Origin of the sequence: Pseudomonas sp. LjRoot277 (assembly GCF_964253845.1) — a bacterium.
Taxonomy (GTDB): domain Bacteria; phylum Pseudomonadota; class Gammaproteobacteria; order Pseudomonadales; family Pseudomonadaceae; genus Aquipseudomonas.
Window position 1 is genome coordinate 3,991,769 of sequence record NZ_CAXURI020000001.1, and the last position, 26,904, is coordinate 4,018,672.

Sequence of the window (26,904 nt, forward strand, 5' to 3'; positions counted from 1 at the left end):
TGGAACCAACACCGGACCGGTGTTGGCTAAATAGATTTCAACCTGGAGGGAACCATGAGCAATCTCATCGCCAGCGGCGAGCCACCTGAAGCCGTCCGCCTCATGGTCAAGGTTTACGCTTACTTGCTGCTCGCAGGGTTTGCGTTTGTTCCGGCCTATCTGATTGGCTACTTATACGTCTTTCAAGACCCCACTCTTATTTTCGAAAACCATCTGTTCCATATCATTGCGATCACGGCAGCCACCTTGGCGGGCCTGTTTGTGACTTACGTCACGTGGCGCTGCTATCAGTCATCGGGAGATCCGCTGCTGCGATGGATGACGCTTGGTTTTCTCGGTTTTGTACTGATCTACGCGTTGCATGGTGCGTTCACCGGGCAAGCACACCACAACATCTGGCTCTTCCTGCTTTATGGACCGGCCTCTCGACTGGTCATGTCGATTCTGCTGTTAGTCGGAATGCTGTCGTACCACCGCCCACCTGATGCCGCGGACCAACGAATGAAGGCCCGCCCGTGGTTGACCTGGATAGGACTGTTCCTGCTGGTTGATGTGGCAGTGGCGTACGTCGCGAATTCACCGATCGCCGGCAATCTCGCGGTGCGCCTCTCGATGGAAGGTGGTGCGCTCGTTCTATCCACATTGACCGTGGCAATACTCCTGCTGCGCCGTATCCGTTCGCCGCTGATGATGATTTTTGTCGTCTCGGTCACCGCGTTCGCGTTGTCATCGCTTGCCTTCATCCTTGCACGTCCGTGGAACCACATGTGGTGGCTCGCTCATGCGATTTTCGCCGGTGGATTCTTCATGTTGAGCTATGGGGTCGTGCAAGCGTTCCTCACCACGCGGTCGTTCTCGAAGATTTACAGCCAAGAGGAGCTGATGGTGCGTCTTGCCGAAGCGATGGCGTATACCGAGAGCGCCCTGCAGGAACTCCAGCGCACCAATCAAGAACTCGGGCACCTTGCGGCCACCGATCCACTGACGGGTGCAGATAATCGGCGTCGGTTCATGGAGCGGGTCGAAGTCGAAATGGGCCGAACCAAGCGCGGCGGTGAGCCGTTCTCCGTGTTGGCACTCGATCTGGATAATTTCAAGTCCATCAACGATCGCTTCGGGCATCAGGTTGGCGACGACATCCTGAAGGATTTCGTGGAGAAATGCCTCGATTCGATCCGGCCGTATGACGGCGTAGCCCGAGTGGGTGGGGAAGAATTCATGATTCTGCTACCTCAGACGTCACTTGAAGGCGCGCACGTAATCGCTGAGCGTCTGCGAAGCACCGTTGCAAATAATTCTTTTCATGGCCTGCAGCGGTTAACCGTGGTCACAGTGAGCATCGGCGTATCGCAATCCGGCCGCGACGGCGACACCATCGAGGCCATTCTGCGTACAGCCGATCAACGCCTGTATCACGCTAAACACGAAGGCCGTAACCGTGTGGTCACGACCATCAAGACCAGCCTCCAATCGCTGTGAAAGCGTCGGCACCGGCTTCGATCTAGAGCATTTTCTCCAGGCCGATCTTGTCGCTGAGCCAGGCCTTGAAGCTGCGCCATTTACCGCCGGGCTCCTTATGCAAGGTATGCAGGCGGCCGTCGTCTTCGGTGATCCAGACGACTTCGCCGTTTTCCAGGCGGGCCTGGTAACTCACAGCTGGCGCCATGCCCTCATGCGCCAGCTTACGCATGTAACCAGCCAATTCAGGGCTGTCGACCAGCACCCCGACTTCCGTGTTCCAAAACACTGAGCGCGGGTCGAAATTGAAGGAGCCGATGAACACCTTCTGCTTGTCCAAAATCATGGCCTTGGTGTGCAAGCTGGAGTCCGAGCCACCACTGAAGCCAAAAGAAGAACCGCCACTGGGATCGTCCGGCTGGCGCCGCAGTTCATAAAGCTTCACGCCATGTTCGAGCAAGGTTTTCCGGTAAGGCGCATAGCCGCCATGCACCGCTGGCACATCGGTGGCTTCCAGTGAGTTGGTCAACAGGCGCACATCAACACCGGCATCGGCACGACCGAGGAGGTAGAGCATGCCCGGCTTTTGGGGGACGAAATAAGCCGAAATCATGATTAGCTCCTTACTGACGCTATCGAGCTCAGGCCGCAGTTGTGTGGCCATCAATAGCGCGCGGGCCGGTTCGTCGTCGGCCAGTACCTTGCTCGGGGCGTCCCACATCGCTTTGCTATGGGCCCAGATCAGCTGCTTGCGCCAATTCTCGAGTTGCGGTTGTGTCCGGTAGGTCATGAGGTGGTCGTACAAGACTGTGTTCTCGATACGTGTGGTCTGGAGCGATTGTTCCAGGCGTTGGCGGCTCTTGAGCAAGTCTTCGGCTGTTGGCTTGTTGAGCAGGAAGTCACTGATCGGCTGGCTCAGGGCGCTATTCCAGTACTGATCGAAGCTGTGGCCCAACTGCTCGGCGACCGGGCCGATGCACAGCAGGTCCATGTCGGTGAAGTTGAGATCGGGCTTGGCGTCGAAATACTCATCCCCCAGGTTGCGTCCGCCGACGATGGCTGCGCTGTTGTCGGCCAGCCACAGTTTGTTGTGCATGCGCCGGTGCTGTTGGGAAAGATTAAGCAGACGGCCCATGGTTCGGGTAACCATGGTGCTGCGCCCCAGATGCAAAGGGTTGAAGACACGGATATAGATGTTCGGGTGCACGGCCAAAGTAGCGATTACTTCTTCCTGGCCGTCGCTGGCAGTGTCATCGAGCAACATGCGTATCCGTACACCGCGATCGGCTGCCAGCAGTATTTCACGCACCAGTGCCCGGGTGCTGAGACCGTTATGCACGATGTAGTACTGCAGATCGACGCTTTTCTGCGCATTGCGGATCAACTCGGCGCGCGCCCGGAACGCTTCACTGCTGTTAGGCAGCAGACGAAAACCCGAGCGCCCCTCATGCTGGGCGGCCTGGGCCTGGATCGAGCGCCCGAAAGCCGAATCGCTGGCGGGTATTGCCTCGCTGAAGTCATGGGGCAAGCGCGTGGTGGCGCAGCCAGCGAGCAGCAGTGCGAGCAACATGGCGGGGAAGAACCGGGACATGGGCAAGGGGCTCGTCCTCAATCGATTTCCTGTGTTGCCCTGGAAGCGAAGTTCATTCGCAGACAGTTACGGTACTTGCCCGATGCCGAGAAAATGCAGCCCACGGCAATCTGCACACCTTATTTCAGTAAAGCCCGGTTTAAGCGCAGCGTGTCGAAATTTTCCGGCAGTTCCACTCCATTCACTGATCCGCAGACCCCGTAACGGCGAAAATGTTGCAGGGCACTTGATACAGAACATGCTCCGTCGTACTGCCCACCCATTTGCCCAGTCCCTTGCGATGCGCATTTCCCATGACGATCACATCGGCCCGGTGATGCGCTGCAAAGTCGGCCAGCGCTTTGCCAGGTGGCCCTTCAACGAAGTGTTGTCGCTCAATGGGCACACCATAGTGGTCAGCCAAGGCGATAAATGACTTTTGCAGTGACTTGCGCACTTCACTGTTGAAACCTGGCATCGTCACTGCACCAGCGCCTGCGTCGGATATATGTGTCCGTGATAGATCGTAGGCATGCAGCAGATGCAGTTCCGCGCTGCATTGCATGGACAATCCGTTCGCCGCCTGGATGATGCGGTCGTTGATGCCGGTGATCTGAGTCTCAGGTTGTGACGGGTCGACTGCCGCCACTACCACCCGCGGAAGTGGACACCTGACTTCGCTGACCAGATGCACCGCCACCGGACATTCGCGCAACAGGTGCCAATCCAGAGGCGTAATGAAAACGCGTTTGAGCGCTGACTCGTGTTGCACGTCCTTGATAACCAGATCCGGCTGCATTTCTGCCACATGCCGAAGTATTTCTTGCAGCGCGGTTCGCGTAACAAGCACTTCGGTACTCAGCATGACCCCGCGCGCGCGTATTAGATCGGCCTCATCCTTCAACCATTTTTCGTTCTCCTGCTGACAGGCCTCACGAAAACGTGCACCAGCGCTCTTCAAACCCAAGAGGTTGGAGTCTTCGATAAACACCGTGATGTGCAGCGCTGCGCCAGTGGCTTCGGCAATGGCGACAGCTCGCTCCAACGCCGGGGTATGACGCATGCCTGGACCGGCTATCAGAAAGAGTCGTTGATATTGGCTCATGTAACACCTCCAAACGTTCCGGGATATCTAGCTCCCCCAGCGCTCTCGCCTGTCACACCACCGACGATTGACTATCGCCTCAACTATCTGGATCGACACTATCAATATACGCCTGGATTCCCGAGTTTGAAGCCATAGGCTTTGAGGATGGCGTGGACCTCGCTCATGCGAACATCCCTACTTCGCCGACCCACCACGCGGCTTATAAAAAAGAAACATCGAGGTCTCGGTGGTCTTGATGTATTTCCTCGCCCAAGCGGGTTTCACCTTCCGGTCGTGGAAGTACATCGCGCCGTGGGTTCGGTCCTTCAGTTGCTTATTAAGCGCCTTGCGCGCGATTTCCTTGGCAATCGCGTATTGGGTTTCTTCCTGGACCCGATCCGAGCGTCCGTCACACCACCACGAAAACTGACAATTTTTGGTTTCAGAACCCTGCTTGACCACGGCGCATACCGTGTCCGGAAAGCCCTCATGGCCCAGGCGGTTCATGACGACGCTGGCGACGGCTTCCATGTCGGCGGACGATTTGCCTTTGGATTCCCAATAGATGGAGCGGGCCAGGCAGGTGATTGCATCGTCCAGCGGCGACGCTCCGGCGGGATCGACTGCCTGAACTTCGGAGGTGGTGATGGCTTCGGACCTGGGCACCGGTACGTCGGTGCCCTTCTCCGCGGCTTTCTGCTCAAGGACCTCGGCCTTGTCCTCAGCCACTTCCTTTTTTTGTTCCTGTTCAGACGCGATAGCCTGGCCGGCGAGAAGGGTTATTGCCAAGCAGGTGGCTATCCAGACAACTCGCATGATCGACCCTTCGGACGGAACCGGAAGCACGCCACACTGGCGACTTTGCTTGATTGTAGTTGTCAGAATTCATTCCAACAGACGGACAAAAAAACAGTCTTGGGGCGTGAAAAGTCATTGCGCTCGCGGGGGTGAAATCGCGCATCATGGGCGCAGTCAGCTCAAGGGGATTTCCATGCGCGTCAAATCATCTGCTATGCGTCTTGCCACGTTGTCACTGGGGATGTTGTTCGCCGTGAATACATTGGCGGCCGACGAGAAACAACTGATTGATTCGATCAACCTCTACCGCAGTCAGGTGCAGCGCTGCGCGGGTCAGGTGTCGCAGGAACTGCCACCGCTGGCCGGCGACCCACGGCTGGCGTTGAACGCCAACAGTGTCGGCAATCTGCAGCAGGCAATGGCCAGCGCGGGTTATCCGATGAAGAATGTACAGGCGATCAGCCTGTCCGGGCCCCGCGATGCGCCGTCGGCGATGAAAGCCATTCAGGAAAGTTTTTGCCAGATCGTGCTGGACCCGCAATTCGTCGATGTCGGCGTCAGCCACCAGGACCGCGAGTGGCGCATCGTGCTGGCGCGTCCACTGTTGAGCGGTCGCCTGGGCGACTGGCAGGCGGAAGGCCAGAAGCTGCTGGCCGAGCTCAACATCGTACGCAGCCAGCCGCGCCAGTGCGGCACGCAATCCTTTGCCGCCACCACGCCACTGGCCTGGAACGCCCCGCTGGCGACGGCGGCCGAGGAGCACGCCCGGTCAATGGCCAACAACAATTACTTCGATCACAAGGACCGCGATGGCCGCATGCCGGGTGATCGGGCTGAGCTGGCAGGCTACAGCGGCGGGCAGGTCGGCGAGAACATCGCTGCCGGCCAAGACACCGTGCGCAAAGTGGTCGAAGGCTGGGTGTCCAGCGCCGGCCACTGCGCGAACCTGATGAACCCACAGTACCGGGAGTTGGGCGCGGCCTATGCGGTTGATCCGAAGAGTGATCCGGGGATTTACTGGACGGCGATGTTCGGGGCGCCGTAAGTTCGGGACGCCCGATAGAAAAAACCCGGAGCCCTGTCATGGGGCTCCGGGTTTCTTTTTGCAGCGATCGTCAGTGGGTACTCATCCCGGCCGCATGCATCAACAATCGCAATGCCCCCGCCACGACACCCAACGCCAGCACACTGCCCAGCCAGATCAACACAAGCCACCCAAGGCGCCGGTACCAGCGCGCGGGTTCAGGTTGACGCGATTTAATGGTAGCCATCACCGATCCTCACTTTGCCGCGGAACACATAGTAGCTCCAGCAGGTGTACATCAGGATGATCGGGAGAATGAACAAGGCCCCGATCAAAATGAACAGTTGGCTGGAGGGTGGCGATGCTGCGGCCCACAGGCTGATCGATGGCGGCACGATGTTCGGCCAGATGCTGAACACCAGGCCGATGTAACCCAAAAACACCAGCATCAGGGTAAAGGCGAACGGCCAATGGGTGTGGCGTTGACGCAAGGTTCTGAGCAGCCCGAACATCGCCAGCAAAGCCAATACCGCCAACGCACCGAACACCGCCAGGTGCGCATGGGCAAACCAGCGCGTTGCAATCTCCGGGTGCAGCACCGGCGTCCAGACGCAGATCACTCCGATCACAGCCAACAACAGCCAGGCCAGAGGTCGGGTGAACAGGCGCATCCGCGATTCCAGCATGCCCTCGGTCTTGACCAGCAACCAGGTACTGCCCAGCAGTGCGTAAGCGACGACCAGACCAAAACCGCAGAACAACGGAAACGGTGCCAGCCAGTCCAGCGTGCCGCCGGCGAACTGCCGATCAACCACCGGGATGCCGGCAATGTAAGTGCCGATGACCACACCTTGGGAGAACGTCGCCAACAGCGAACCGCCGATAAACGCGAGGTCCCAGATATGGCGTTTTTCAGGGCTGGCCTTGAAGCGAAACTCAAATGCCACGCCGCGAAAAATCAACCCGCACAACATCAGGATCAGCGGCAGGTATAACGCTTCCAGAATCACCGAATACGCCAGCGGGAAGGCGCCATACAGCGCCGCGCCACCCAGCACCAGCCAGGTCTCGTTGCCGTCCCAGACCGGTGCGACGGTGTTCATCATGACATCGCGTTCCCGTGCATCCGGGATCAATGGAAACAGGATGCCCAACCCCAGATCGAACCCGTCCATGATCACGTACATCATCACCCCGAAGGCGATGATCACGCCCCAGATCAATGATAAATCGATACCTTGAATACCCATGACTCAACTCCCCTTCTTCAATTGACGCGGGCGTCGGTTGCGAGGTTTTCGGCGTCGGCGGACAGCGGCCTGCGCGGCGTGACCACCTGACCGGAAGTGTCCCCAACCGCATGCTGGTGATGCGGTTGCGGCCCTTTGCGCACCAGTTTCATCATGTAGCCGATCCCCACCGTGAACACCGAGAAGTAGATCAACACAAACAGCGCCAACGAAATGCTCAGCTGCATGGCGGTGTGATGAGACGCGGCATCGGCGGTTCTCATCAGGCCATACACCACCCAGGGTTGGCGCCCCACTTCCGTGGTGATCCAGCCGGCCAGCATGGCGATCAGACCGCTTGGCCCCATCCACAGCACGAAGCGCAGGAACCAGCGATTGCGATAAATGCCACCGCTGCGGCGCAACAGCAGGCCCAGCGCGCCGGCAAGAATCATCAACATGCCCAGGCCGGCCATGACGCGGAAACTCCAGAAGATAATCGTCGCGTTGGGCCGATCCTCTTTCGGGAAGCTTTTGAGCGCAGGGATTTGTTTGTCCAGGCTGTGGGTCAGAATCAGGCTGCCTAGGTACGGAATCTCCAGGGCGTAACGGGTTTTCTCGGCCTGCATGTCGGGGATGCCGAACAGCACCAGCGGCGTCGGTTCGTCATTGTTGTTTTCCCAATGCCCTTCGATGGCGGCGATTTTTGCCGGTTGGTGCTCCAGGGTATTCAACCCGTGAGCGTCACCCACCACCGCCTGAATCGGGCAGACGATCAACGCCATCCACAGCGCCATCGACAGCATCTTGCGCACTTGTTTGGTGTCATTGCCGCGCAGAAGATGCCACGCCGCCGACGAGCCGACATAGAACGCCGTCGCCACGAAGGCTGCAATCGCCATGTGCGCCAAGCGGAACGGGAACGAAGGGTTAAACACAATCGCCAGCCAATCCAGCGGCATGATCCGACCGTCGACAATCTCGAAACCCTGAGGCGTCTGCATCCAGCTGTTGGACGCGAGAATCCAGAACGTCGAAATCAATGTACCGATCGCCACCATGACCGTCGAGAAGAAGTGCAAGCCGCGCCCTACCCGGTTCCAGCCAAACAACATGACGCCGAGGAAGCCGGCCTCAAGGAAGAACGCCGTGAGCACTTCATAAGTCAGCAACGGACCGGTGATGCTCCCGGCAAAGTCCGAGAAGCGGCTCCAGTTGGTGCCGAACTCGTAGGCCATGACCAGCCCCGAGACCACGCCCATGCCGAAGTTGACCGCAAAAATCTTCGACCAGAAATGGTAGAGATCACGGTAGGTGTCGTTGTGAGTCTTGAGCCAAAGCCCTTCAAGCACGCCCAGAAAACTGGCCAGGCCGATGGTGATGGCGGGAAAGATGATGTGGAACGAAACCGTGAACGCGAATTGAATTCGCGCCAGGTCCAGTGCCTCCAGGTTAAACATGATGAATATCCTCATCGATGCTGAAAAAAATGCGTCACACGGTCGGGCCACCGTCAGGCCGTAAGGCCAGCAGCCAACACATGTCGAAAGGTTTTCAGTGAAACCGGAGCGGCGTGGATCGCCGCCCCGTTTGAACTACGCGACGGAAGACGTAATCACGTTACTCGCGCCCGCTTGCTCGAGCCGGATGGCGACGAACTTGGAAGTCGGGGTGTACGTACGGTCACCGTAACTTTCCAGCGGCACCAGCGGATTGGTCTCCGGGTAGTACGCGGCCGCCTGACCGGCCGGAATGTCGTAAGCGATCAGAGTGAAACCGCTGACCCGACGCTCGCGGTCATCGTCCCAGAGCGCCACCAGATCGACTTTCTGCCCCGGTTCGAAACCGAGTCGGCGAATGTCTTGCTCGTTGGCAAACACCACATCGCGCATGCCGTAAACCCCGCGATAGCGATCGTCCAGACCGTACAGCGTGGTGTTGTACTGATCGTGGGAGCGCATGGTCTGCAAGATCAGATGCGGCTTCACTTTCAGATTGCGCACACCTTCGCTGATCAGATGTTCCGGCAACACGCTCGGGATGAATCGGGCTTTGCCGGTCGCGGTTTTCCAGAGGCGATTCGACGCGTCGTTCGGCATATGGAAACCGCCCGGGTGCAGCAGTCGTTGATTGAAGTCTTCGAAGCCGGGAATGGTGTCGGCAATCATGTTGCGGATGCGGCCGTAGTCACCGATGGCCCAGTTCCAGTCGATCGGATGCTTGCCCAGCGTGGCGGCGGCGATCCCGGCAACAATCGCTGGCTCCGAACGCAGGTGCACCGATTTGGGTTTCAACTGACCATGGGAGATGTGGATCATGCTGAAGGTGTCTTCCACGGTGACGCCTTGCGGCCCCTCGGCTTGCACGTCGATGTCGGTGCGGCCCAGGCACGGCAAGATCAGCGCTTCACGCCCGGTGACCAGATGGCTGCGGTTGAGTTTGGTGGCGATGTGCACCGTGAGGTCGCATTTGCGCAAGGCCGCATGGGTGCGCGGCGTGTCAGGGGTGGCCTGAGCGAAGTTGCCGCCCAGGGCGATGAACACTTTTGAAAGCCCCTGCTCCATCGCGCCGATCGCCATGACGGTGTTGTGGCCATGCTCGCGCGGTGGTTTGAACGAAAAGCGTTTTTCCAGCGCATCCAGCAATTCGACCGGTGCCAGTTCGTTGATGCCCATGGTGCGGTCGCCTTGCACGTTGCTGTGACCGCGAACCGGCGACAGGCCGGCGCCGGGACGACCGACATTACCGCGCAGCAACATCAGGTTGATGACTTCCTGCAGCATCGGCACCGAGTGCGTGTGTTGAGTCAGGCCCATCGCCCAGCACATGATCACGCGCTTGGCTTTGGCATACATGCGCGCGGCCAGTTCGATGTCGGTCAGGGTCATGCCGGATTGCTGCTCAATGTGCGCCCACGTGGTCGCGTCGACTTCGGCCAGGTAGGCGTCCATTCCCGAGGTGTGTTCGGCGATGAAGGCATGGTCGAATACCGGCTCGCCACCACTGACCTGTGCTTCGCGCTCCCACTGCAAGAGGAACTTGACCATGCCACGCATGACCGCCATGTCCCCGCCCAGCGCCGGACGGAAGTAGGCGGTGTTGGTCGGCTCGGAACCGTTCAGCAACATCTCGATCGGGTGCTGTGGATGCTGGAAACGCTCCAGCCCGCGCTCTTTGAGCGGGTTGATGCAGATCACCTGTGCCCCGCGCTTGACCGCCTCGCGCAGCGGTTCAAGCATCCGCGGGTGATTGGTGCCGGGGTTCTGGCCGATGACAAAGATCGCGTCGGCATGCTCCAGATCGTCAAACACCACGGTGCCTTTGCCCACGCCCAGGCTTTCAACCATGCTGACGGCACTGGCTTCGTGGCACATGTTGGAACAGTCCGGGAAGTTGTTGGTGCCGTAGGCCCGTACGAACAATTGGTAGAGAAATGCCGCCTCGTTACTGGCCCGGCCCGAGGTGTAGAACTCGGCCTGGTCCGGCGATTCCAGCGCATTGAGGTGCCGGGCGATCAGGGCGAACGCTTCGTCCCAGGTGGTTTCCACGTAATGATCGGTGGCGGCGTCATAGCGCATCGGATGGCTCAGTCGCCCCTGATACTCGAGCCAATAGTCGCTCTGTTCGGACAGCGTCGAGACGCTGTACTTGGCGAAAAAGGCCGGGTTGACCAAGCGACCGGTCGCTTCCCAGTTAACAGCCTTGGCGCCGTTTTCACAGAACTTGACCATGCCGCTTTCCGGCGACTCGCCCCACGCGCAACCCGGGCAGTCAAAGCCACCGTTCTGGTTGGTCTTGAGCATGGCGCGAATGTTTTTCAGGGCATTTTCACTGCTTAACCAGTTCTTGGTGACACTGATCAACGCGCCCCAACCGGCGGCGGCGCCTTTGTAGGGTTTGTAACGGTCGACTTGAGACATGGTAATTCTCCGTGACAATGCACACAGGCTTCGACCTGATTCAGGTCTTTGTTCGATTGACGGAGAAAGAATATGAACGGGGATTAAATATTGTCTAATCGCTATTTACGACTGCATTATCGAGGACATCTATCATGAGTTTTTTTATATACAAATCAGCATGTTGAGCGTACATAAAACAACTTTCATCGCTTAAATAAACCCATCATCGATTCCGTCGATCAGCCGGTCATTAATAGTGATTGGACGCCCCCTCTAGTTGCTCTTAGCCTGCGCTCAACAACTCCGTTAATAGCGGAATACTCATTTCACGGATGCAGGCGAGGATGTCATGTCAGAGCGAGTCTTGATCGATGGGTTCTCCAGGCGTGTGGACTATCTGCGGATGTCTGTCACCGACCGCTGCGATTTCCGTTGCGTGTATTGCATGGCTGAAGACATGCAGTTTCTGCCACGCCAACGGGTACTGACCCTGGAAGAAATCTACCAACTGGCCGAGAGCTTCGTGGCGTTGGGCACTCGCAAGATCCGCCTCACGGGTGGCGAACCGCTGATTCGTCCGGGCGTGGTGCAACTGTGCGAAAAGATCGCCGCCCTGCCAGGCCTGCGTGAACTGTGCATGACCACCAATGGCTCGCAGTTGGGCAAGCTTGCAGCGCCCTTGTTCGAGGCCGGGGTCAAACGGCTCAACATCAGCCTCGACAGCCTGGACCCGCAACGCTTTCGTGAACTGACGCGCACCGGTGATCTGGCGCAGGTCATCAAAGGCATCGACGCGGCCAACGCCGCGGGATTTCGCCACACAAAACTCAATTGCGTGGTGATGAAGGGCCGTAACGACCACGAGATCAACGACCTTGTGAGCTTTGCCATCGACCGAAATCTCGACATTTCTTTCATCGAAGAAATGCCGCTGGGCACCATCCATGAACACAGCCGCGCGGAGTCGTTTTACGCAAGCCACCAGGTACGTGAACGGATCGCCGAGCGCTACACGTTGATCGAGTCCGCCGAGTCGACTCAAGGCCCTTCGCGCTACTGGCGCCTGACCGAGGCACCGCAGATTCGTCTGGGGTTCATTTCGCCCCACAGCCACAACTTTTGCGGCACCTGCAATCGGGTTCGGTTGACGGTGGAAGGTCGTCTGTTGCTGTGTCTGGGCAATGAGCACTCCGTCGATCTCAAGGCCGTATTGCGCAGCCACCCCGGCCATCCCGAGCGCCTGGAAAAAGCCATCATCGAGGCGATGAAACTCAAACCCTATCGGCACAATTTCGAAGTGAACGACGATGTCCAGGTGGTTCGCTTCATGAACATGACGGGCGGCTGAACACCATGATCGTTAGACCCAAACCCAATCTGATCGGCGTCCTGACTTCACTCAAGGGCTCGATCGCCAAACGAATTGCCTGGCGCAGCCTTTTGGTAACGCTGCTCGCTTCGGCCATCGTACTCATCGAAACACTGCACCCGAGCTATTTTTCCAAGGTCAGTGCAACGCCTTTCACCCTGCTCGGTTTGTCGTTGTCGATCTTCATGAGCTTTCGCAACAACGCTTGCTACGACCGCTGGTACGAAGCGCGCAAAGCCTGGGGCGACATGCTGGTGGACATTCGCTCGATGGTGCGCGAAACCCAGGTCATCAAGGACGCGAACGAGCGACACAATATCCTCAGCAACCTCTGCGGCTTCGCCCATGCGCTCAATGCAAAACTGCGCAAAGAAAACGAACTGGCGGCCAGTGGTGAATGGCTGAACCCGATACCCAAGGACAACGCTGCGGACTTCAGCGGGCAGATTCTGCTGCAGGTCGGTCAACAGTGTTCGGCGCTCGCCGAGTCAGGCGCGGTCAATGAATGGCGCTATACGCTCATGGCCAACCATTTGACCCGCCTGACCCAGGTGCAAGCGGTCTGTGAACGGATCAAACACACACCGCTGCCCTTTCCCTACACCTTGCTGCTGCACCGGACCATCTACCTGTTCTGCATTTTGCTGCCCTTCGCGATGGCCGAGCCGCTGGGCTGGCTGACACCGATTTTCACCGCCATTGTCAGCTATACCTTTTTCGGTCTGGATGCGATTGGCGATGAATTGGAAGACCCGTTCGGGCGCGATGAAAACGACCTGCCCACCGATGCATTGGTGCGCAGCGTCGAACGGGATGTGCTGGCGGCGCTTGGCGTGACGCAACTGCCACCGCAGCTGGAGCCGGTGGACTATGTGCTTAGTTGATGGGTTTCGTTAATGCCCGCCAGTGAAGTAATTTCCCCGGCAACACACACCTTGTAGCAGCTGGCGAAGCCTGCGTTCGGCTGCGAAGCAGTCGTAAAACCTGAGAATGAGGTAGCCCTGAAGGACCGCATTGCCTGATTTCACGACTGCTTCGCAGCCGAACGCAGGCTTCGCCAGCTGCTACAGAGTGCGTTACGTGTTTTAGAACAATTCGCTGAAGGGAATAAACCGCGCCGTGTCGCCGACTTCCAGCGTGCAGCCCTCTGGAATTTCCACCAGCCCATCCGCCCATGAGGCGCCCAGCAACACGCCGGAACTCTGGTTCGGATAAAGCACCGCTCGACCCGCCTCCAAACGGGCTCTGAGGTACTCCCGGCGGCTGCCCGGTTTGGGCCAGGCAAAGCCGACGCTGATCGGGAAGCTCAATGGCGTGACGTCTTCGACACCCTGAATCCGCAACACATAAGGTCGCGCCAACAGGCCAAACGTCACCAGCGTCGACGTCGGGTTACCGGGCAGTCCGATGACGGGCACGGTGCCAAAATGGCCCACGGTCAACGGCTTGCCCGGTTTGATCGACAGCTTCCAGAGCAGCGGCTTACCGCACTCACGCAGCACCTGCCCGAGGCAATCGGCGTCACCGGCGGACACCCCGCCCGTGGTCAGAATCAAGTCCGCCGCGTGCTGCAACTGTTCGAGCTTGAGACGCGTCTGCCGGGCATCGTCAGGAAGAATGCCGGCATCGATGACCTCGCAACCCAATGCACTCAGCCAATGGCTCAACAAGGTGCGGTTGCTGTTGTAGATACTGCCGGGTTTGAGCGGCGTTCCTGGATCGACCAGCTCATCACCCGTGGAGAGCAAGGCGACCCGTGGCCGCCGCACGACGTGCACATGGGTGCAGCCCTGAGCCGCAGCGACCGCCAACTCGAAAGGCCCCAATCGCTTGCCGGCCAGCAGCAGTACTTGCCCGGCACGGTTCTCCTGGCCTTGCGGGCGGATATTGTCACCCATCGCCAGCGGTTGCTTGAAGCTGACGCGGCCGTCGTCCAGCACCTGGGTGTTTTCCTGCATCTCCACGCAGTTGGCCCCTGACGGTACGGGGGCTCCGGTGAAGATGCGGACGCAGGTTCCCGGGCGTAGCGCTTCGGGGGCGCGGCCGGCAAAAATCTGCTGCGACACGGTCAGTGGTTCGCCATGCCAGTCGTTCACATTCAGGGCATAACCATCCATGGCGCTGTTCGGCCAGGGCGGCAGGTCCATCGTCGCCAGCAAATCATTGGCCAGCACCCGTTGCCGAGCTTCGCTCAAAAGCACGGGCTCGCTGTCTTGAAGACGTTGTGCCTCAGCCATCTCCAGCAACCGCGCAATGGCCTCTTCCACCGGCATCAGCGCTGACCGATTCATCCCCGTGACCCGCAGGCTTGCACAGGCTTGAGGTGCGGCACGAAATTACACGGACGGTGGCGGGCGTCCAGTTGCTCGGCAAGAATGCCTTCCCACGCCGTGCGACAAGCGCCTGTGGACCCTGGCAGGCAGCACACCAGCGTGCCATTGGCCAGCCCGGCCAAGGCCCGGCTCTGCACCGTGGACGTGCCGATGTCGAGGATGGAAATCGCCCGGAACAACTCACCAAAGCCATCAATCTGTTTATCCAGCAAGCAGGCCACCGCCTCAGGTGTGCTGTCGCGGCCGGTGAACCCGGTGCCCCCGGTAATCAACACCACCTGAATCCCTTCATGGGCAATCCAGTGCGCGACTTGCGCGCGGATTTTGTACAGGTCGTCCTTCAACAGGTTTCGTTCACTCAGGGTATGACCGGCTTCCAGCAACCGGCTGACCAGTAATTGCCCGGACGTGTCATTGGCATATTCACGGGTATCGCTGACAGTCAGCACGGCAATATTCAACGGTATAAACAATGCATCCGATTTCACGCTCATGTCATTCTCCGACCGATATAAGTTAAATAACTTTCAGAGACTAAAGCGCTTAAACGCTGACTGTCTAATCACTCTAACCAACCAGACTATCGAGCGCCTCTATCGATAAATAGTGTGTATCAAGTGTAAATAACCCGCCGCTGATAGAGCCCATCGATAACCCCTTAAATACTGCTGATTGGACGCATGACAAGGACAGTGAGATCGTCTGCGCCTAACGCCATCAGCCCAGCCTTGTGTCTACGGCACCTGAGTCAATACTTACCTCTCATTCCTCCGTCAGCAGGTGCCATCATGGACATCAAACAACTCAAGTTCCTGATTGCCCTGGAGCAGACCCGACACTTCGGGCAGGCCGCCGCGCGCTGCCACATCACTCAGCCAACCCTGTCCATGCGCTTGCGCAACCTGGAGGATGAACTGGACCTGGTGCTGGTCACCCGGGGCCAACGCTTCGAGGGTTTTACCCAGGCCGGTGAGCGTGTGCTGGCATGGGCCAAGACATTGCTGGCCGCCCACGACGGGCTCTTCGCTGAAGCCGCCGCGTGCCGTGGCCAGTTGGTCGGCAACTTGCGTCTGGGCCTGGTGCCGCTGAGCAGCTTCAATCCCGTCAGCTACATTCAGGGCCTTAACCGCAGCTTTCCCGAGCTGAAATTCAGCCTGTGCTCCCTCAGTTCAGACGAGATCATCGAAGGTCTTGGCAACAATCAACTGGACCTGGGCGTGTGCTACCTGGATCACGTCAATCCGAATTATTTCGAGTCTTTCGAAATCGGCGAGACCCGCGTCGGCCTGCTGTACGACACGCGTCACTTCCATTTCGAAGGCACTGAAATGAGCTGGGAAGACGCCGCCGAACTGCCCCTGGGGATGATCAGCAACGGCATGCACTATCGAAAATCCATCGATCTGAGTTTCCGCAGCCGTGGGCTCAACCCGCAGCCGATACTGGAAAGCGATTCGACCTACCAGTTGCTCCAGGCGATTCACGAAGGCTTCTGCTGCGCCATCATGCCGTTGGACAGCGGTCTGGAAGAGCCCATCGAGCATCTGGGGTTCATCAACCTGCCGGATGCCAGTGTGCTTGCGCCCCTGGGCCTCGTCATGCGCAAAACCGAGCCTCGATCGGCCATTGCCGAGAAATGTTTTGCTGAAGCCAAACTGCTTTTCAGTCCAAAAAGTTAATACTGATTATTCACAACTAATAACTCATATCGGACTTGATGATCGACACAACCAATCACCGAATCGGAACAAGCGATTAGACGCACTCGTTGAATATCCGTAGCCTGAACTTAGTCCAGTGCTGCGGGGATTTATCATGGCGTGCCAAGTTGAACAAACACGTGAACTAACCGACGCAAACGCACCTGCGCCAAAGCCTTTGCACGTCACTTATAAAGAATACGATTCGAACGCGTCAGTCGCTCAAGCGGCGCTGGCCTCCGAGATTGCCCTGGCGATCACTTACAACGGTTTGAGCCAGGCCGTGATGATGGTGTCGCCCGGAAACCTCGAGGACTTCATTCGCGGGTTCAGCGTCAGCAACGACATCGTCGAAGACCTCAGCGAAATCTACGATGTCCGTCTCTCGCATTTCGACCAGGCCTGTCAGGCAGATGTGCAGATTTCCAGTCGCGCTTTCTGGGCACTGAAAAATCATCGCCGGCAAATGGCGGGCACCAGCGGTTGCGGCTTGTGCGGCGTGGAAGCGCTGGAGCAGGCGCTGCCTCAACTGGAGATTCTGCACCCTGCCGCGCTGCCACCGGCGGAGCACTTGCACGGCATCCGCGATCGCATCGAACAGGCTCAGCAAATGGCCCGCAGCAGCGGTGCCCTGCATGCGGCGCTGTACTTCGATGCGCATGGCGCGGCGCTAGTGTGCCGCGAAGACATCGGCCGCCACAACGCGCTGGATAAATTGATCGGCGCCCTGCAACACGCCGGCATCAATACGCGCAGCGGCTTCACGGTGGTGACCAGCCGCTGCAGCCTGGAACTCATTCACAAAGCCGTCAGGGCGAAGCTTGGCACGCTGGTCAGCTTGTCGGCGCCCACCGCGCTGACCGTGCAGTGGGCCCTCAAACATCGCCTGAACCTGATCCACGTCCCCCATCGAAACGCGCCACGCATTTACAGCCCGGTTTAACGGGATTAGCGCTCTCTTGTGAGCGCAGGAGTTAGACATGACAGAAAACGCGAATACCCCATCCAACCGCTTGACCCACCTCGACAGCCAGGGCCGCGCGAACATGGTCGATGTGAGTGAAAAAACTTCGACCCTGCGTGAAGCCCAGGCACACGCCTGGGTGCGTATGCGCCCCGAGACTTTGAAGCTGATTCAGAACGACGGCCACCCGAAAGGCGATGTGTTTGCCGTCGCCCGGATCGCCGGCATCATGGCGGCCACATGTGCAAAGCGGTGGATCGCGGCATGGTCATTGGCGAAATCCGTCTGCTCAGCAAACACGGTGGCCGTTCGGGGAAATTCCAGTGGGAGGACGCACAATGATTCTGATCAGTTACTTCGCTCGTTATCGCGAGCAGCTGAACCTTGACGGTGAAAAGCTGCCATTGGCCGCCACCCTCAAAAGCATCGACGACGTCCGCCAACTGCTGATCGCGCGCGGCGGTGTCTGGGCAGAGGTGCTGGGTGAAAGCAACCTGATGTGCGCCCTGAACCAGGAGCTGTGCCACCCGGATCAGGCAATCGAGGACTTTGACGAGATCGCCTTTTTTCCGCCGGTGACCGGGGGCTGAAGCATGACGCGCTTCACGCCTCCACCTGCACCACCTCAATCCCGAGTTTTTGATAGTCCTCGACATTGCCCGACGCCACGTGGCGCTCGGTGATCAGGGTGTGAATGCGCTGGCACGGCGCAACAACAAACGGCTCTACCGCCCCCAGTTTGTCGGCGGTGGTAACGGCAACGACATGGGAAGCGCTGGCGAGCATCGCCTGTTTGACCGGCACCTCGTCGAAATGCAGGGAGCTGATGCCGACTTCCGGGTGAATCGCGCAGACACCGGTGAACAGCAAATCAGCCTTGATGCCCTCGATCAGCCGCAACGTTTCATGTCCGCTGGCCGACAGGGTCGCGGGGTTGAGTTGCCCACCGGCCAGAATCACCGTGATGCCTTTGTATTCGGCCAGGGTGATCGCGATCATCGGGGACGCGGTGACGGCCGTAATGGCAATGTCCGACGGTAGAGAACGGGCGATCTGCAGCGTCGTGCTCCCCGAATCGAAAATCACAATCTGGCCGTTGTGTACCTGGCGTGCGGCCAGTTGCGCCAAGTGTATTTTCACCTCATCGGTTTCGCTGACGCGGGTGAAATAATCCTTGCCGGTATCCTTGGGCCGCGGCAGTGCCCCGCCGTGCACCCGCTGCACCAGCCCTGCGGTGGCCAGCTCCGCCAAGTCACGGCGAATAGTATCTTCGGACACCACGAAATGCTGGCTAAGCTCACTAGCCATGACCTTGCCATCACGTTCGAGAATCAACAGGATTTTTTGCCGGCGCAGATGAGGGAGCTCGGCGGCTGAGTGTGAGTCGTGCATGCTTTCGCCCGTTTTTGCGCGTAATTGCGTGTTTGTGCGAGACTAGCCAAAGCGCGGGATAAACACAAACCAGTCGGCTATCAATTGTTTCGATGATTCAAATCATTAAGCCGAATTTTTTATTTGTTTGTGACCTATTCAAGATGGCGCCATCACACATGTTTTGGATGAAAACTTCATGAATCTAAATTTTGCCTTTGCCTGCATGATCGTGGTCTCGTTCGCGATTGCGTTGGGTCACGCCTGATCAGCGGAAACCAAGGGGTTAGCGAATCAGAGGGGTCGAGCGCCGCGGTGCTTGGGGAACGCCGGAAGAAAAGCCATAAGCCTTGCCAAACATGGTCTATAACCAATGTCTACATGATTTGGATCAGGGAACCTTGAAGTCTCCCTCGCTAAATTGATCTCTTGAAAAAAGCCGACAAGTGACTGTCCGCTAGGAGATTCCTCGCATGAAAACCCTGAAAATTGCCGCCAGTGATTCCGCGTTCGATTGTTTCCAAACCTCCCGGGAAGTGATTCCGCTCAATCAAACCGACTACACCGACGTCGCGGTTGCGGTGTTCTCTGTGGAGGATGTGCTGGGAGACGCCTTGGGCGTCCTGCAACGTACCGGTTTCGATATCCCCATTTTTCTCGTCGCCTCCCCCGGTTCCGGCAACCGCGCCCGGGAGGTTTACAAGCACCTGCAAGATGTTCTGCTTCAGGTGAATGGCATTTTTGACCCCTCGCGCAACAACGCCGAATACCATGGCAACCAATTGGAGACGGCGGCAAAAGCCTATGAAGAAAGTCTCCTGCCGCCCTTCTTCGACGCGCTAAAGCACTACACCGAATCAGCCAACGCGACGTTCGCCTGCCCGGGTCACCAGGGCGGCCAGTTTTTCCGCAAACACCCGGCTGGCCGGCAGTTTTTCGACTTCTTCGGCGAGACCCTGTTTCGCGCCGATATGTGCAACGCCGACGTAAAACTTGGCGATCTGCTGATCCATGAAGGCCCGGCACTTCTGGCGCAAAAGCACGCGGCGCAGGTGTTCAACGCCGACAAGACCTACTTCGTGCTCAATGGCACATCGGCCTCCAACAAGGTGGTCACCAATGCGCTGCTCACGCCTGGCGACCTGGTGCTGTTCGACCGCAACAACCACAAATCCAATCACCAGGGTGCATTGATCCAGGCAGGCGCGACCCCGGTTTACCTGGAAACCGCGCGCAACCCTTATGGGTTCATCGGCGGGATTGACGCGCATTGTTTCGAAGAAGATTACCTGCGCGAACTCATCCGTGAAGTTGCACCGGACAAGGCCGAGCTGCCACGGCCGTTTCGCCTGGCGATCATTCAGCTGGGCACCTATGACGGCACCATCTACAACGCCAGGCAAGTCGTCGATCGCATCGGCAAACTGTGCGACTACATCCTGTTTGACTCGGCGTGGGTGGGCTACGAACAGTTCATCCCGATGATGAAGGATTGCTCGCCGCTGCTGCTGGATCTGCATGAAAACGATCCCGGCATCTTTGTCACTCAATCGGTGCACAAACAGCAGGCGGGGTTTTCCCAGGCGTCGCAGATCCACAAAAAAGATCGCCATATCAAGGGCCAGGCCCGTTATTGCAACCATGCGCAGCTAAACAACGCTTTCATGGCCCAAGCCTCTACCAGCCCGTTTTACCCGCTGTTCGCCTCACTGGATGTGAACGCGCGCATCCATTCCGGCCGCAGTGGCCTGCGCCTGTGGGAAGACTGTGTGAAGTTCGGCATCGAGGCGCGCAAGTTGATTCTGGAAGCGTGCACCCTGGTTCGCCCCTTCGTGCCGGACACCATTGACGGGCGCCCCTGGCAGGACCATCCGACCGAAAACATCGCCAACGACATCCGGTTTTTCGAATTCCATCCGAAGGATCGCTGGCATGCCTTTGGCGGTTACGCCGACAAGCAATACTTCATCGACCCCTGCAAGTTGCTGTTCACAACACCCGGCATCGACCCGATCGATGGCAGTTACACCGACTTCGGTATCCATGCCGGCATCCTCGCCAACTTCCTGCGCGAGAATGGCATCGTTCCGGAAAAGTGCGACCTGAACTCGATTCTGTTCCTGCTCACCCCGGCTGAAGACTGGGCGAAGATGACTCACCTCGCCGCACAGATCGCGCGCTTTGAACGCTTTATCAGTGATGACGCGCCAATGAGCCGGGTGTTGCCGGCCATCTATGCGAAGCATCAGGAGCGCTATCGCAACTACACCATTCGCCAACTCTGCCAGGAGATGCACGACCTCTACCGCACCCACAACGTCCAGCAATTGCAGAAGGCAATGTTCCGCAAGGAACACTTCCCGAAAAAGGCGATGAACCCGCAAGCAGCACAGTTCGAATTCATCCGTGGCAACGTCGAACTGGTGGCGCTGGCAGACGCGGAGGGTCGCATCGCTGCCGAAGGTGCCCTTCCCTATCCACCCGGCGTACTCTGCGTGGTGCCCGGGGAAATATGGGGCGGTGCGGTGCTCAAGTACTTCCTGGCGCTGGAGGAAGGTATCAACTCACTGCCCGGCTTCACGCCGGAACTGCAGGGCGTGTACTTGAAACAGGAAGGTGATCGCATTCGAGCCTATGGGTACGTGATCAAGACGTGAGTCTTCACACCTCCAGCGGTGTGTCAGCCCGGGGTTGAGCGTGATGGCGAGTGGATATCTGCGCGAAGCCGATTATGCTTCAGGAAACCTTGCAGCGATGCGAGGCCGTCAGCCTGTGTGCATGCTTCGCGCAATCCGTAATCCGACGACATCAGCCCCAGGGCCTGGGTGCGGCAAAAAAGTAACGAGGTACTCCGGCCTATAACAAGAACGACGGAGAAGACTCATGGCCGCAATCGACAACACTTCCACGAGCAGCGCGCCCCACCACGGGATCACCAAGGAGGAGCGCAAGGTCATTTTCGCCTCGTCCCTGGGCACCGTGTTCGAGTGGTACGACTTCTACCTTTACGGCTCTCTCGCCGCAATTATTGCGAAGCACTTCTTCGCCGGCGTCAATGAGACAACCTCCTTCATCTTCGCGCTGCTCGCGTTCGCCGCGGGCTTCGCGGTACGCCCCTTCGGCGCCATCGTATTCGGTCGACTGGGCGACATGATCGGGCGCAAACACACCTTCCTCATCACCATCGTGATCATGGGTATCTCCACGGCCGTGGTGGGCTTTTTGCCCGGCTACGCGACCATCGGCGTGGCGGCGCCGATCATCCTGATCTCCTTGCGCCTGTTGCAAGGCCTGGCCCTGGGCGGTGAGTACGGCGGCGCGGCGACCTATGTCGCCGAGCATGCGCCGAAAGGCAAACGCGGCTACTTCACCTCGTGGATTCAAACCACCGCGACCCTTGGGCTGTTCCTTTCGCTGCTGGTGATCCTCGCTTGCCGCACGGCACTCGGCACCGAAGCGTTCGAAGCCTGGGGCTGGCGGATTCCGTTCCTGCTGTCGATCCTGCTGCTGATCGTCTCGGTGTACATCCGCTTGCAACTCAGCGAGTCGCCGGTGTTCTTGAAGATGAAAGCCGAAGGCAAGTCCTCCAAGGCGCCGCTGACCGAATCTTTCGCCCGCTGGGACAACCTCAAGATCGTGATCATGGCCCTGCTCGGCGGCACTGCCGGCCAGGCCGTCGTCTGGTACACCGGGCAGTTCTATGCGCTGTTCTTCCTGCTGCAGACGCTGAAGATCGACCCGCAAACCGCCAACCTGCTGATTGCCGGCTCCCTGCTGATCGGCACGCCGTTCTTCGTCATATTCGGCAGCCTGTCCGATCGCATCGGCCGCAAGGGCATCATCATGGCCGGCTGCATCCTGGCGGCAGTGACCTACTTCCCGATCTTCCATGCGTTGACCCAATACGGTAACCCCGACGTGTTCATCGCGCAGGAGAAGAACCCGGTCACGGTGGTCGCCGATCCCGGCCAGTGCTCATTCCAGTTCGACCCGGTGGGCAAGGCCAAATTCACCAGCTCCTGCGACCTCGCCAAGACCGTGCTGGCGAAGAAGGCCATTCCCTACAAGAACGAGAAAGCCGAACCGGGCACCGTCGCGCAGGTGCGCATCGGCGACAAGGTGATCCAGAGCTTCGAGGGCACCGGCATGCCGGGCGCCGACTTCAAGGCCAAGAACGACGCCTTCGCCGCCACGCTTGGCACCGCGCTCAAGGACGCCGGCTACCCCGAGAAGGCCGACCCGGCCAAGACCAACTACCCAATGGTGCTGCTGCTCCTGACCATCCTGGTGATCTACGTGACCATGGTCTACGGCCCGATCGCCGCCTGGCTGGTGGAACTGTTCCCGGCGCGCATCCGCTACACCTCGATGTCACTGCCCTACCACATCGGCAACGGATGGTTCGGCGGCTTTCTGCCCACGGTGGCGTTCGCCATGGTGGCGGCCACGGGTGATATCTACTATGGGCTGTGGTACCCGATTGTCATCGCTGTGATGACGGCCATTCTTGGCACGTTCTTCCTGCCGGAAACCAAGGATCGGGAAATTCATCACACCTAAGGTTGTCACCTGCCCTCTCCCGTGTGGGAGAGGGCAAAGCGCCAACGCAGACCATTCGAGCGATTCGCGACTTCATTGCGCAGTAATCTCGGTTACTTGCGCCGCAACACGCACTGTGTAGCAGCTGGCGGAGCCTGCGTTCGGCTGCGAAGCAGTCGTGATGTCCAGACAATGCGATGCTTCAGGAAAACCGTGTGTTCAGGTTTAACGACTGCTTCGCAGCCGAACGCAGGCTTCGCCAGCTGCTACACAGAACGGGGCGCAATTGATCTATTGGTTCGGCTCGTCAGGAGCGCAACACGCCGATCGCCCGCCGATACTTTTCAATACGCTCCAGGTCTTCCCACGACGGCTGCGCGATCCGCGACAGATCGCTGTTCTCTTCAAGGTCCGCCAGTTTCACCACCCGGCCTATCGGGTTCTGCGCCGCGCGTTCGACGAAGGCTTCATAGGACTCACCCGCCACTTTGGTCACCGACTCGATGGCTGTCAGAACGGCTTCGCTGAAGCCTTCCTTGCGTAGGTCATCAAGGCTGATGCCACTGTCTTCGACCACGTCATGCAGCACCGCGACGATGCGTTCTTCCAGCGTTGTGACCCGTAACATGACTTTCAGCGGATGCAGGATGTAAGGGTTTCCGCCCTTGTCGACCTGCCCTTCATGCGCGGTGGCGGCAATGGCAATGGCGCGTTCCAGTGTTTGAGTCATCTCGCAGTTCCCAGGCTTGAATGCCTTAACGGTCGTTGGGTTAGCGCAACACAATGCCTTCCTCAAGCGCTGAGGCGACAATATCTTGAGCAGGCACGTTGATCCAGGTTGCAGCATCGATTTCGCCCACTGACGCAAGCCAGCGCCCAACCATCTGATAACCGAGCGTATAGCCAAGCCATTTCGGGTGAGCACCCAACCCGAAGAACCACTCGCCGTGGTTGTAGTGCGTGGACTCAAGGGTCTTCAGGTCTACCGGGGAGCGAAGCAGATCGGAGCCGGTAACGGCACACTCCCAAGGCTCTGGGTCGCTGCCGAGCAAATGCCGGACGAACTGGCCGGCAAGTCCCTCGCTGACCAAGGCTTCGCCTAACGTCCAGCCGTAGCCAGGCCCCGCCATGCGCAGACAATGATGAACTTCATGGACGATTTGTCGATGCAGCGTGCCCGTGCGCAGGCTTGGCAACAAATTAGGATTGTCCGGATCGATGCTCATCGTGAACATGGTGCTTCGATACGCTCGCCCCACGAGGCCCATTTCAGGAATGGTCTCGCCAGGGAGCCGCTGGATCAACACATCGAGTCGCGGAGGCGTCATCAGACGGGAGACTGTCTTGTAAGCGGCGTCAAATTCGCCGATCAGATCGGAGCGAAGTTCAGCAAGACTCCCCGAGGCTTCCAGCCAATGCAGTGTCCATGCGTCCATTGTTACCTCTGAAAAACTGTCACGAAGCCTAAAAACTCAGCCCAACAGATGCTGTGAGATGAGTTTGGAGATCTCGACCATCGACGTCCTCCCAGTGAATTCAAACTTCACTCTGCCCAGCGCCGAGAAGTAGATTTCCAGCTCAGAATCCAGGTCGAAGGTGCCCGAGGTTTCCACGGAGTAGGCGACGATGTTTTTGTAAGGCAACGAAGTGAAGTCTTTTTTGCTGCCGGTGATGCCTTGCACGTTCACCGCGATGATTCGCTTGTTGGTAAACACCACGCCGTCGCGCATGGATTTATAGGCATCAATGACCTGCTCGCCGTCCAGCAGCAGCGCGGTGACTCGCTCCGCGTACTCGTTGTTTTGCTTGAGTTTGAAAAAGCCTTTGTTGTTGAAATCGATCATCCGTCATCCCCTTCCTTAAAGAGTGTTCCCTGGATTGCCAGCGCGTGGCGCGGCGAGCATACCATCGGGCCTGCGCTTTTTGCGCCCTCTCCCACAGCGGATCTGAAAAACCAATGGAACCCCGCGCCTCATCGCGTTTTCGAAAGCCTATCAGCGCTGATCTTTGATCAAACAAGGCGCCATTGGAGAGGAAACCCCGATGAACAGTAGACTGCTGTTTCTGCTTGCCAGCCTGAGCCCAACCCTGGTCATGGCTGAGGGCTGTGACGTGCTGACCCGCTCCCAAAGCCCTTCCGTGCCGGTAGTCGAAACGCATAGCTGCTATGAGTACGAAGGCATGCCGGTGAGTTCCATTGATTGGTCATGCAGCAACGAGAGCAAAGACATGCTGACCAGCACCAAGAAAAAAGTCGAACAATGCGCCGATCATTCTCAGGCCACTTGCATCGCGACGTTGACGCAAGAATCGCTGGCCAATCCTCACTCCACCAGCAAGGACAAGAGCAGCACATCGCTGAACATTCCGAACAATGCGAAGGTCACTACGTATTACTACGGCGCTGAGCACTTGAGTCAGGCGAAAATTGATTGCGAGTCGGGTGGTGGTCACTGGAAAGCGCAGTAACCGCTCAGTTAACCCTTAACCGCCGCTTCAATCCCAGCGACGTCGATCTTTCCCATCTCCATCATGGCGTCGAACGCGCGCTTGGCCACTGCTTGATCAGGATTGGTTATCGCGGCGGTCAGAACGCGTGGTGTGATCTGCCATGACACTCCCCACTTGTCCTGGCACCAGCCGCATACATTTTCCTGGCCACCATTTCCGACAATCGCGTTCCACAAGCGGTCCGTTTCGGCTTGGTCGTCGGTTGCAACCTGGAACGAAAAAGCCTGGTTGTGCTTGATCGCCGAGCCCCCGTTCAGTCCGAGACAAGGGATGCCCATCACCGTGAACTCGACCGTCAAGACATCGCCCTGCTTGCCCGCCGGATAGTCGCCAGGCGCGCGAAGGACCGCTCCCACAGCGCTGTCGGGAAACGTTTTGGCGTAGAACGTCGCAGCGTCCAGCGCGGTGCCGTCGTACCACAGACAAATCGTGTTTTTGCTGATCATCGCGGTTCTCCAGAAAAGAAACGGGTACGTGCATTCTGGTACGGATACGCCTTTCGTGCACCTTGAAGGTAGAAAACCCCAAGCGATCACCTAAGCTCTAAGGGGAGATTTTGCGCTGCTACAAATTGATAGCTCCACGCTATGGAGCACGCTCCATTAATGCGATTTTCATGGACTGCCGATTCCAGGAAGGTAGCCATCCACCCCAAAAGGAGCCACTCATGTTCAAGCCCGGTCACCTGAACCGTACTAATGCTCCTGGCACTCCCGGAGTCCCGGAATACAACATTGATGTCTTCTATGAAGTCCGCCGCGACCCCAAGGAAGGCATGCTGATGCACTTCAAGATGGACGGAGCGGTATCAGGTAAAAGCTTCACTGAAGAATTCGATATGCACCGCGACACGGCCTTCAACTTCGCCAGCCGCGTGGCAAAGGCTGCGGCCAAGCATGGAGTGCCCGCCAATGCCAGTCTCATCATGCGCGGGCACAAGGAATACGACGCGATGTTCGAGGATATTCGCGACAAACTCGGCGTCCAACCGGGCGATCCAGTCAATCTGGATAACGCGGAGAAAGACCGTCGCTGAGTGACGCCAATGC

25 protein-coding genes and 2 pseudogenes are annotated in these 26,904 nt (G+C 58.3%); 12 read left to right on the plus strand and 15 right to left on the minus strand.

Going from position 1 to position 26,904, the window contains the following annotated elements; genetic code table 11:
- Positions 1 to 54: 54 nt before the first annotated feature.
- Entirely contained in the window at positions 55 to 1,479 is a 1,425-nt protein-coding gene (locus tag ACSQ87_RS18735; protein WP_436274057.1) for a GGDEF domain-containing protein, read from the plus strand.
- A gap of 22 nt (positions 1,480 to 1,501) precedes the next feature.
- Here the strand turns inward: ACSQ87_RS18735 and ACSQ87_RS18740 are convergent, their stop codons facing one another.
- The 4 genes and pseudogenes from ACSQ87_RS18740 to ACSQ87_RS18755 all read right to left on the minus strand — a co-directional run bounded on the left by ACSQ87_RS18740 (position 1,502) and on the right by ACSQ87_RS18755 (position 4,931).
- Positions 1,502 to 3,049 (minus strand): phospholipase D family protein, encoded by a 1,548-nt coding sequence (locus ACSQ87_RS18740; protein ID WP_436274058.1) that lies wholly within the window; start codon positions 3,047 to 3,049, stop codon positions 1,502 to 1,504.
- A gap of 17 nt (positions 3,050 to 3,066) precedes the next feature.
- Positions 3,067 to 3,225: pseudogene (locus tag ACSQ87_RS18745) on the minus strand (PLP-dependent aminotransferase family protein); the annotation flags it as partial.
- Between the two features lie 5 nt (positions 3,226 to 3,230).
- A complete protein-coding gene (locus ACSQ87_RS18750) occupies positions 3,231 to 4,133 on the minus strand; it encodes a universal stress protein (protein WP_436274059.1) in 903 nt (300 codons plus the stop codon).
- 177 nt (positions 4,134 to 4,310) lie between these two features.
- Positions 4,311 to 4,931, minus strand: coding sequence for a cell wall hydrolase (locus ACSQ87_RS18755; RefSeq protein WP_436274060.1), 621 nt, complete (start codon positions 4,929 to 4,931; stop codon positions 4,311 to 4,313).
- A gap of 175 nt (positions 4,932 to 5,106) precedes the next feature.
- Between ACSQ87_RS18755 and ACSQ87_RS18760 the strand changes: the two genes are divergently transcribed.
- Positions 5,107 to 5,958 (plus strand): CAP domain-containing protein, encoded by an 852-nt coding sequence (locus tag ACSQ87_RS18760; protein WP_436274061.1) that lies wholly within the window; start codon positions 5,107 to 5,109, stop codon positions 5,956 to 5,958.
- Positions 5,959 to 6,028: 70 nt separating this feature from the next.
- Here ACSQ87_RS18760 and ACSQ87_RS18765 read toward each other — a convergent pair whose 3' ends face one another.
- The 4 genes from ACSQ87_RS18765 to ACSQ87_RS18780 all read right to left on the minus strand — a co-directional run bounded on the left by ACSQ87_RS18765 (position 6,029) and on the right by ACSQ87_RS18780 (position 11,086).
- Entirely contained in the window at positions 6,029 to 6,184 is a 156-nt protein-coding gene (locus ACSQ87_RS18765) for a DUF2474 domain-containing protein (RefSeq protein ID WP_150657429.1), read from the minus strand.
- Positions 6,171 to 7,187, minus strand: coding sequence for a cytochrome d ubiquinol oxidase subunit II (gene cydB, locus ACSQ87_RS18770; protein ID WP_436274062.1), 1,017 nt, complete (start codon positions 7,185 to 7,187; stop codon positions 6,171 to 6,173). Before cydB ends, ACSQ87_RS18765 begins: the two co-directional genes overlap by 14 nt.
- A 17-nt stretch (positions 7,188 to 7,204) precedes the next feature.
- Positions 7,205 to 8,626 (minus strand): cytochrome ubiquinol oxidase subunit I, encoded by a 1,422-nt coding sequence (locus ACSQ87_RS18775; RefSeq protein ID WP_436274063.1) that lies wholly within the window; start codon positions 8,624 to 8,626, stop codon positions 7,205 to 7,207.
- Between the two features lie 135 nt (positions 8,627 to 8,761).
- Positions 8,762 to 11,086, minus strand: a complete 2,325-nt coding sequence (locus ACSQ87_RS18780) for an FdhF/YdeP family oxidoreductase (protein ID WP_436274064.1) — start codon at positions 11,084 to 11,086, stop codon at positions 8,762 to 8,764.
- A gap of 331 nt (positions 11,087 to 11,417) precedes the next feature.
- Between ACSQ87_RS18780 and moaA the strand changes: the two genes are divergently transcribed.
- Both moaA and ACSQ87_RS18790 read left to right on the plus strand, forming a co-directional pair.
- Positions 11,418 to 12,416 (plus strand): GTP 3',8-cyclase MoaA, encoded by a 999-nt coding sequence (gene moaA, locus ACSQ87_RS18785; protein ID WP_436274065.1) that lies wholly within the window; start codon positions 11,418 to 11,420, stop codon positions 12,414 to 12,416.
- A gap of 5 nt (positions 12,417 to 12,421) precedes the next feature.
- Positions 12,422 to 13,321 carry a bestrophin family protein gene (locus ACSQ87_RS18790; protein WP_436274066.1) on the plus strand — a complete coding sequence of 300 codons (900 nt, stop codon included), beginning with the start codon at positions 12,422 to 12,424 and terminating at the stop codon, positions 13,319 to 13,321.
- 201 nt (positions 13,322 to 13,522) lie between these two features.
- Here the strand turns inward: ACSQ87_RS18790 and ACSQ87_RS18795 are convergent, their stop codons facing one another.
- Positions 13,523 to 14,728, minus strand: a complete 1,206-nt coding sequence (locus tag ACSQ87_RS18795; RefSeq protein WP_436274067.1) for a molybdopterin molybdotransferase MoeA — start codon at positions 14,726 to 14,728, stop codon at positions 13,523 to 13,525.
- Positions 14,725 to 15,264, minus strand: a complete 540-nt coding sequence (gene moaB / locus ACSQ87_RS18800; RefSeq protein WP_436274068.1) for a molybdenum cofactor biosynthesis protein B — start codon at positions 15,262 to 15,264, stop codon at positions 14,725 to 14,727. The genes ACSQ87_RS18795 and moaB overlap by 4 nt, the downstream gene beginning before the upstream one ends.
- 294 nt (positions 15,265 to 15,558) lie before the next feature.
- Here moaB and ACSQ87_RS18805 point away from each other — a divergent pair, with 294 nt between their 5' ends.
- The 4 genes and pseudogenes from ACSQ87_RS18805 (at position 15,559) to moaD (ending at position 18,024) form a co-directional block, all read left to right on the plus strand.
- On the plus strand, positions 15,559 to 16,449 hold the full coding sequence (locus ACSQ87_RS18805; RefSeq protein WP_436274069.1) for a LysR family transcriptional regulator: 891 nt from the start codon (positions 15,559 to 15,561) through the stop codon (positions 16,447 to 16,449).
- A 136-nt stretch (positions 16,450 to 16,585) separates the two neighbouring features.
- On the plus strand, positions 16,586 to 17,413 hold the full coding sequence (gene fdhD / locus ACSQ87_RS18810; protein ID WP_436274070.1) for a formate dehydrogenase accessory sulfurtransferase FdhD: 828 nt from the start codon (positions 16,586 to 16,588) through the stop codon (positions 17,411 to 17,413).
- A 37-nt stretch (positions 17,414 to 17,450) separates the two neighbouring features.
- A pseudogene (locus ACSQ87_RS18815) lies at positions 17,451 to 17,776 on the plus strand (cyclic pyranopterin monophosphate synthase MoaC).
- Entirely contained in the window at positions 17,773 to 18,024 is a 252-nt protein-coding gene (gene moaD / locus ACSQ87_RS18820) for a molybdopterin converting factor subunit 1 (RefSeq protein ID WP_436274071.1), read from the plus strand. The pseudogene ACSQ87_RS18815 and the gene moaD overlap by 4 nt, the downstream one beginning before the upstream one ends.
- A gap of 13 nt (positions 18,025 to 18,037) precedes the next feature.
- Here the strand turns inward: moaD and ACSQ87_RS18825 are convergent, their stop codons facing one another.
- Positions 18,038 to 18,826 (minus strand): DeoR/GlpR family DNA-binding transcription regulator, encoded by a 789-nt coding sequence (locus ACSQ87_RS18825; RefSeq protein WP_436274072.1) that lies wholly within the window; start codon positions 18,824 to 18,826, stop codon positions 18,038 to 18,040.
- 452 nt (positions 18,827 to 19,278) lie between these two features.
- On the opposite strand from ACSQ87_RS18825, the gene speF reads away from it, so the two are divergent.
- Both speF and ACSQ87_RS18835 read left to right on the plus strand, forming a co-directional pair.
- Complete coding sequence (gene speF, locus ACSQ87_RS18830; protein WP_436274073.1) at positions 19,279 to 21,462, plus strand: ornithine decarboxylase SpeF; 2,184 nt, start codon at positions 19,279 to 19,281, stop codon at positions 21,460 to 21,462.
- Between the two features lie 226 nt (positions 21,463 to 21,688).
- On the plus strand, positions 21,689 to 23,365 hold the full coding sequence (locus ACSQ87_RS18835) for an MFS transporter (RefSeq protein WP_223432269.1): 1,677 nt from the start codon (positions 21,689 to 21,691) through the stop codon (positions 23,363 to 23,365).
- A 286-nt stretch (positions 23,366 to 23,651) separates the two neighbouring features.
- On the opposite strand, the gene ACSQ87_RS18840 is transcribed toward ACSQ87_RS18835, so the two are convergent.
- Genes ACSQ87_RS18840 through ACSQ87_RS18850 form a run of 3 tightly spaced genes read right to left on the minus strand, consistent with a single transcriptional unit; the run spans position 23,652 to position 25,188 of the window.
- A complete protein-coding gene (locus ACSQ87_RS18840; RefSeq protein WP_436274074.1) occupies positions 23,652 to 24,074 on the minus strand; it encodes an HD domain-containing protein in 423 nt (140 codons plus the stop codon).
- A 40-nt stretch (positions 24,075 to 24,114) separates the two neighbouring features.
- Complete coding sequence (locus tag ACSQ87_RS18845; RefSeq protein WP_436274075.1) at positions 24,115 to 24,780, minus strand: DUF2268 domain-containing putative Zn-dependent protease; 666 nt, start codon at positions 24,778 to 24,780, stop codon at positions 24,115 to 24,117.
- Between the two features lie 36 nt (positions 24,781 to 24,816).
- Entirely contained in the window at positions 24,817 to 25,188 is a 372-nt protein-coding gene (locus ACSQ87_RS18850) for a PH domain-containing protein (protein WP_046049313.1), read from the minus strand.
- 199 nt (positions 25,189 to 25,387) lie between these two features.
- Here ACSQ87_RS18850 and ACSQ87_RS18855 point away from each other — a divergent pair, with 199 nt between their 5' ends.
- Positions 25,388 to 25,813, plus strand: a complete 426-nt coding sequence (locus ACSQ87_RS18855) for a hypothetical protein (RefSeq protein WP_150657415.1) — start codon at positions 25,388 to 25,390, stop codon at positions 25,811 to 25,813.
- Positions 25,814 to 25,821: 8 nt separating this feature from the next.
- On the opposite strand, the gene ACSQ87_RS18860 is transcribed toward ACSQ87_RS18855, so the two are convergent.
- Positions 25,822 to 26,301 carry a VOC family protein gene (locus ACSQ87_RS18860; RefSeq protein ID WP_223432272.1) on the minus strand — a complete coding sequence of 160 codons (480 nt, stop codon included), beginning with the start codon at positions 26,299 to 26,301 and terminating at the stop codon, positions 25,822 to 25,824.
- A gap of 221 nt (positions 26,302 to 26,522) precedes the next feature.
- Here ACSQ87_RS18860 and ACSQ87_RS18865 point away from each other — a divergent pair, with 221 nt between their 5' ends.
- Positions 26,523 to 26,891, plus strand: coding sequence for a DUF5064 family protein (locus tag ACSQ87_RS18865; RefSeq protein ID WP_095132201.1), 369 nt, complete (start codon positions 26,523 to 26,525; stop codon positions 26,889 to 26,891).
- Positions 26,892 to 26,904: the final 13 nt, after the last annotated feature.

Coding starts and splice junctions, on each gene's coding strand:
- ACSQ87_RS18865 (WP_095132201.1), top strand. CDS start 26,523: ATGTTCAAGCCCGGTCACCTGAACCGTACTAATGCTCCTGGCACTCCC.
- moaB (WP_436274068.1), bottom strand. CDS start 15,264: ATGAGCGTGAAATCGGATGCATTGTTTATACCGTTGAATATTGCCGTG.
- ACSQ87_RS18765 (WP_150657429.1), bottom strand. CDS start 6,184: ATGGCTACCATTAAATCGCGTCAACCTGAACCCGCGCGCTGGTACCGG.
- ACSQ87_RS18760 (WP_436274061.1), top strand. CDS start 5,107: ATGCGCGTCAAATCATCTGCTATGCGTCTTGCCACGTTGTCACTGGGG.
- ACSQ87_RS18825 (WP_436274072.1), bottom strand. CDS start 18,826: ATGCACGACTCACACTCAGCCGCCGAGCTCCCTCATCTGCGCCGGCAA.
- moaA (WP_436274065.1), top strand. CDS start 11,418: ATGTCAGAGCGAGTCTTGATCGATGGGTTCTCCAGGCGTGTGGACTAT.
- speF (WP_436274073.1), top strand. CDS start 19,279: ATGAAAACCCTGAAAATTGCCGCCAGTGATTCCGCGTTCGATTGTTTC.
- fdhD (WP_436274070.1), top strand. CDS start 16,586: ATGGCGTGCCAAGTTGAACAAACACGTGAACTAACCGACGCAAACGCA.
- ACSQ87_RS18850 (WP_046049313.1), bottom strand. CDS start 25,188: ATGATCGATTTCAACAACAAAGGCTTTTTCAAACTCAAGCAAAACAAC.
- ACSQ87_RS18735 (WP_436274057.1), top strand. CDS start 55: ATGAGCAATCTCATCGCCAGCGGCGAGCCACCTGAAGCCGTCCGCCTC.
- ACSQ87_RS18835 (WP_223432269.1), top strand. CDS start 21,689: ATGGCCGCAATCGACAACACTTCCACGAGCAGCGCGCCCCACCACGGG.
- ACSQ87_RS18755 (WP_436274060.1), bottom strand. CDS start 4,931: ATGCGAGTTGTCTGGATAGCCACCTGCTTGGCAATAACCCTTCTCGCC.
- cydB (WP_436274062.1), bottom strand. CDS start 7,187: ATGGGTATTCAAGGTATCGATTTATCATTGATCTGGGGCGTGATCATC.
- ACSQ87_RS18780 (WP_436274064.1), bottom strand. CDS start 11,086: ATGTCTCAAGTCGACCGTTACAAACCCTACAAAGGCGCCGCCGCCGGT.
- ACSQ87_RS18860 (WP_223432272.1), bottom strand. CDS start 26,301: ATGATCAGCAAAAACACGATTTGTCTGTGGTACGACGGCACCGCGCTG.
- ACSQ87_RS18750 (WP_436274059.1), bottom strand. CDS start 4,133: ATGAGCCAATATCAACGACTCTTTCTGATAGCCGGTCCAGGCATGCGT.
- ACSQ87_RS18805 (WP_436274069.1), top strand. CDS start 15,559: ATGGACATCAAACAACTCAAGTTCCTGATTGCCCTGGAGCAGACCCGA.
- ACSQ87_RS18775 (WP_436274063.1), bottom strand. CDS start 8,626: ATGTTTAACCTGGAGGCACTGGACCTGGCGCGAATTCAATTCGCGTTC.
- ACSQ87_RS18795 (WP_436274067.1), bottom strand. CDS start 14,728: ATGAATCGGTCAGCGCTGATGCCGGTGGAAGAGGCCATTGCGCGGTTG.
- ACSQ87_RS18845 (WP_436274075.1), bottom strand. CDS start 24,780: ATGGACGCATGGACACTGCATTGGCTGGAAGCCTCGGGGAGTCTTGCT.
- ACSQ87_RS18855 (WP_150657415.1), top strand. CDS start 25,388: ATGAACAGTAGACTGCTGTTTCTGCTTGCCAGCCTGAGCCCAACCCTG.
- moaD (WP_436274071.1), top strand. CDS start 17,773: ATGATTCTGATCAGTTACTTCGCTCGTTATCGCGAGCAGCTGAACCTT.
- ACSQ87_RS18740 (WP_436274058.1), bottom strand. CDS start 3,049: ATGTCCCGGTTCTTCCCCGCCATGTTGCTCGCACTGCTGCTCGCTGGC.
- ACSQ87_RS18790 (WP_436274066.1), top strand. CDS start 12,422: ATGATCGTTAGACCCAAACCCAATCTGATCGGCGTCCTGACTTCACTC.
- ACSQ87_RS18840 (WP_436274074.1), bottom strand. CDS start 24,074: ATGACTCAAACACTGGAACGCGCCATTGCCATTGCCGCCACCGCGCAT.